The organism is Microbacterium sp. P2_F9 (genome assembly GCF_056403635.1).
Genome location: NZ_JBFUFC010000286.1, coordinates 1 through 3,521, shown reverse-complemented (window position 1 = coordinate 3,521; position 3,521 = coordinate 1). Strand labels below are relative to the sequence as shown.

The window sequence follows — 3,521 nt, the reverse complement described above, 5'->3', positions numbered from 1 at the left end:
GCGCTACATCTCTCCGGACTTCCGCGCCTGCTTCGACATGGAATGCGAGGCACTGAAGTTCGTACGCGACGAGATGGGACTCACGAACGTCGAGATCATGGTCCCGTTCGTCCGCACCGTCGGCGAAGCGCACGCCGTCATCGAGCTGCTCAGCGAGAACGGGCTGCACCGCGGCGAGAACGGGCTGCGGGTGATCATGATGTGCGAGCTGCCCTCGAACGCCGTGCTCGCCGACGAGTTCCTCGAGTACTTCGACGGCTTCTCGATCGGCTCCAACGACATGACCCAGCTCACCCTGGGCTTGGACCGGGATTCCGGGCTCGTCGCGGCGACGTTCGACGAGCGCGACCCGGCCGTGCTGAAGATGCTCGGGATGGCCATCGCCGCCTGCCGGCGCGCGGGCAAGTACGTCGGCATCTGCGGTCAGGGACCGAGCGACCACCCGGATCTCGCCGAGTGGCTCGTCGATCAGGGCATCGAATCCATGTCGCTCAACCCCGACACCGTCGTGGAGACCTGGCTGCGGCTCGCGGCGAAGACCCCGACGCCGGCCTGAACAGGCCAGCCTGGTGATTCGGAACCGCGTCCGGGTGCTGGTTCGCGTCGAGGCCTTGGGCGGTGCGGGTCCGGATGCCGCGGCACGCGGGTCGTCGTCGAATGCCATGCCCTCATCGGGCATCTTCGCGAGCGGGTTATCTGCGATCAGGCGTCGTCAAACGGTCGCGCCGATTCACGGCCCCCGTTGCGGAATGGGGGCTGCCGTGAGCGACCGGCAAATCGGATGCGATTGGCGTGCTCCAGACCCGAAGGTCGAATTCAGCTCGCGAGACGCGTCATGCTGGCCGCTAAAGCATCCTCCTTCAGCTAACCGTCTCATTCGCGATCCATCCTCACGGGGGTGGAAGCCGGTCTCTGTCGCTGGTTCCGTGACTGGCCGTATGGTGTGCCCATGACTGCGACCCCTCCCAGATTGCCTCGAGAGACTGTGCGGGAGTCCACGGCGCGTGGGTGGTGGAGTGCCGGCTTGGCGCTGGGCTCTCCAGTGATCTATGGCGGCGGCGGCTTCATAGCGATTCTCGCGCTGGCGCCCTTCGGGAGTTGGGCTGACCCCTCCTACCTGGCGGCTCTCGCTGTGGCATGGATCGTGCTTATAGCGATCGCCGTTGCGATGGTGACCGCCGCCCTCTATTTCGGAATCACATCCATCGCCCGTGCACGGCGAACGGGCGGCCCGCCAGGAAGAGGATTAGCGATCCTGCTCGGTTGCATCGGTATTGGCGTTAGCGCTCTGATGGGCGTGCTCCTTATTTCGCATGTCAATTCGCTGATTAGTAGTTCCTGGCTCTAGCCGCGGGCAACATTCCTCCACGCGGCGCGCACCGTAGGAGGTGCATGACCGTGCCCCTCAACATCGACTACGGATCGTTCTGTGAATCGGCGCCTGCCCCGATCTCTGATCGCGAAAAACGTGCTTGCTTCGGTCGTGGTTGCGATGTGGATCGCTGCTTTCACTCTCTGGATCTTGTACGTCGCGGGCCCGTGGCGGAAACGAGGCCGACAGGACAAGTGACCGCGATCATGATCCTCCTACCGTGGCGCGTACGCGGGGGATCTGCATGGCAGTCCCCCTCAATATTTGAAACAGATCTCAATCAAGCGCAGAGGGGTAGTCCAGGCTATGTCACCGGTCTCGGCGGCGGGCATAAGGTGTGCCCATGAGCGCGACGCCTCCACTTCCGCCTACGGATGGGGACGCGCCGCCGGGCGCTCCGACTAACGCCCGCCTGACTACGAAGGCGTTGTGGTGGGCTGTCGTGGGGACGTCGCTTCTCCACCTGGGACTGCCGATCTTGTTTGCGCTCAACGGTTGGATCGTCGAGATTAAGGGCAACTGCGCAAACGTCCCCTGCGATACGGGACCGCTCCGGATTGCTGACGTCCTAGTGCATGAGGGAGCGTTCGTCGCGTTCGGTCTCTCCGTCGTCATGAGCGTGGTCTTGCTTGTCCGGCGCAGGCACGCCTGGTACGTCCCGATTGCTGCGGGATTCGTGATGTCGCTTGCTGTCTCTGTAGCGCTTGTCATCGCACTCCTGGAGACATACTGACTGGGCTAGCTGTACGTGTTGTCACCTCGTAGGACTCATATGCTCGTCCCCGACGGCTTCTAGATCTCCACCGAGTCGGCCGATTGGTCTATGTCGAGGCGAACGTACTGATGCCCTGATCGCGACCGGTCAACCACCGTGTTTCGGGTGCGATCCGAATATGCCAGTCCCAGAGGGTTCGAAGGCAGCCCGCTAGGTGCGCCAGCTGGCCGCCTATCAGCGGCGAGCAGGCCAGTCAGGACCGGCCCGATCGGGCCTACTGGGCCCCTTCGATATTGGTATGCAACTTCCTTCAACTTAGGGTCTCTCTCGCATCCGACCGAGGGCTAGAAGCGCTGACGGATGCAGTGGGATAGTCAACCCCATGACCGATCCGCCGCGGGTCTCCCTGGCGTTGGGGGTGTGGAGCCTCTCCCTGGCAATAGCCGCGCCGCTGTTCGGACTGGTCGGTATGTTTTGGGCGCTCATCGCCTTGGCTCCCACAGGGAGTGACATTCAGGTGGAGTCTGCTTACATCCCTGGGCAGACCGCATACCGCGTGATTGGTTTCATCGTGGTTGCGATGACGATCGCTGCTGTTGTTCTTGGGATCATGTCCGTCGCGGGCGCAAGGCAGACAACGAGCAGCAGACCAAGACGAGTGAACGGGATTGTCCTCGGGGTATGGGCTCTGGGGATCAGCGCACCCATCGCCTGCTACACACTCTCGCTCTTGATTACCCACACCTAAAAGTTCCGGAGGGCGCGGTTGTCCTACACACGTCCGGTAGCCCGCACTGGGCAGGCTCGCTACCGAAAGTCGAGGTCGGTGCAGAAGGGCTTCCGGACGATCGTTGAAGGACCGCTCAGCGGACTCGCTCTGGTAGCGGCGACCGACGTGATGAGGATCTGCTTGCTCACAGCTTTCGTCACGATCGGGAGAGCCCAGACGGGCTCGTCACGGGTAGGCGACGTGGTCGATCCCAAAGATAATTGCCGGTGGTCTCGCGGCGCGAGATTCCATTGCGGTCGTCACTTCGCGCGGTCCAGTACGTGGTGGACCTGGCTGCCCAGGCTTGCGCGCCGGTGTGCCCACATCCGCTGCTGGTTGCGCGTGTCTGTGATGAGGTCTGGATCGATATMCGCGATTGCCATGCCTTCAAAGGTGGCCACACTGGCGATTCGTCGTCCGAGGGGATCAAAGACCGCTGACCCGCCGATGAAATCGCTTGGACCGCCGACGAGTCCGCTGAACACGACGTACACGCCGTTATCCAACGCGCGTGACGCGAGGTGCAGATCGCGACGGTCGGCGCCGCCGGGGAAGTATGCACCGCTATTGATGTAGACACTCGCGCCATTGGCGGCGGYTGATGCGGCGTGCTCGGGGAAGTTCGCGTCGTAACAGACCGATAGCGCGAACGCCGTCCCTCTAAG

Annotated in this window: 5 protein-coding genes; 4 read left to right on the top strand and 1 reads right to left on the bottom strand. The window is 62.9% G+C overall.

The genetic code is table 11. The annotated features are described in order from the left end of the window. The 4 genes from AC1DVT_RS18850 to AC1DVT_RS18835 form a co-directional block, all read left to right on the top strand. Nucleotides 1-556: putative PEP-binding protein (locus AC1DVT_RS18850; protein WP_477390773.1), on the top strand; the 556-nt coding region annotated here is incomplete at its 5' end. A 468-nt stretch (nucleotides 557-1,024) separates the two neighbouring features. Beyond that, nucleotides 1,025-1,348, top strand: a complete 324-nt coding sequence (locus tag AC1DVT_RS18845) for a hypothetical protein (protein ID WP_477390771.1) — start codon at nucleotides 1,025-1,027, stop codon at nucleotides 1,346-1,348. A gap of 367 nt (nucleotides 1,349-1,715) precedes the next feature. Next, nucleotides 1,716-2,105, top strand: a complete 390-nt coding sequence (locus AC1DVT_RS18840; protein ID WP_477390769.1) for a DUF6264 family protein — start codon at nucleotides 1,716-1,718, stop codon at nucleotides 2,103-2,105. 364 nt (nucleotides 2,106-2,469) lie between these two features. Next, nucleotides 2,470-2,835 (top strand): hypothetical protein, encoded by a 366-nt coding sequence (locus AC1DVT_RS18835; RefSeq protein ID WP_477390767.1) that lies wholly within the window; start codon nucleotides 2,470-2,472, stop codon nucleotides 2,833-2,835. Nucleotides 2,836-3,116: 281 nt separating this feature from the next. On the opposite strand, the gene AC1DVT_RS18830 is transcribed toward AC1DVT_RS18835, so the two are convergent. Further along, nucleotides 3,117-3,521 (bottom strand): carbon-nitrogen hydrolase family protein (locus tag AC1DVT_RS18830; RefSeq protein WP_477390765.1); only part of this gene is annotated, 405 nt, incomplete at its 5' end.

Excerpts from the sequence above, each read along its gene's own strand:
- AC1DVT_RS18840 (WP_477390769.1), top strand. The coding sequence starts at position 1,716 with ATGAGCGCGACGCCTCCACTTCCGCCTACGGATGGGGACGCGCCGCCG.
- AC1DVT_RS18835 (WP_477390767.1), top strand. The coding sequence starts at position 2,470 with ATGACCGATCCGCCGCGGGTCTCCCTGGCGTTGGGGGTGTGGAGCCTC.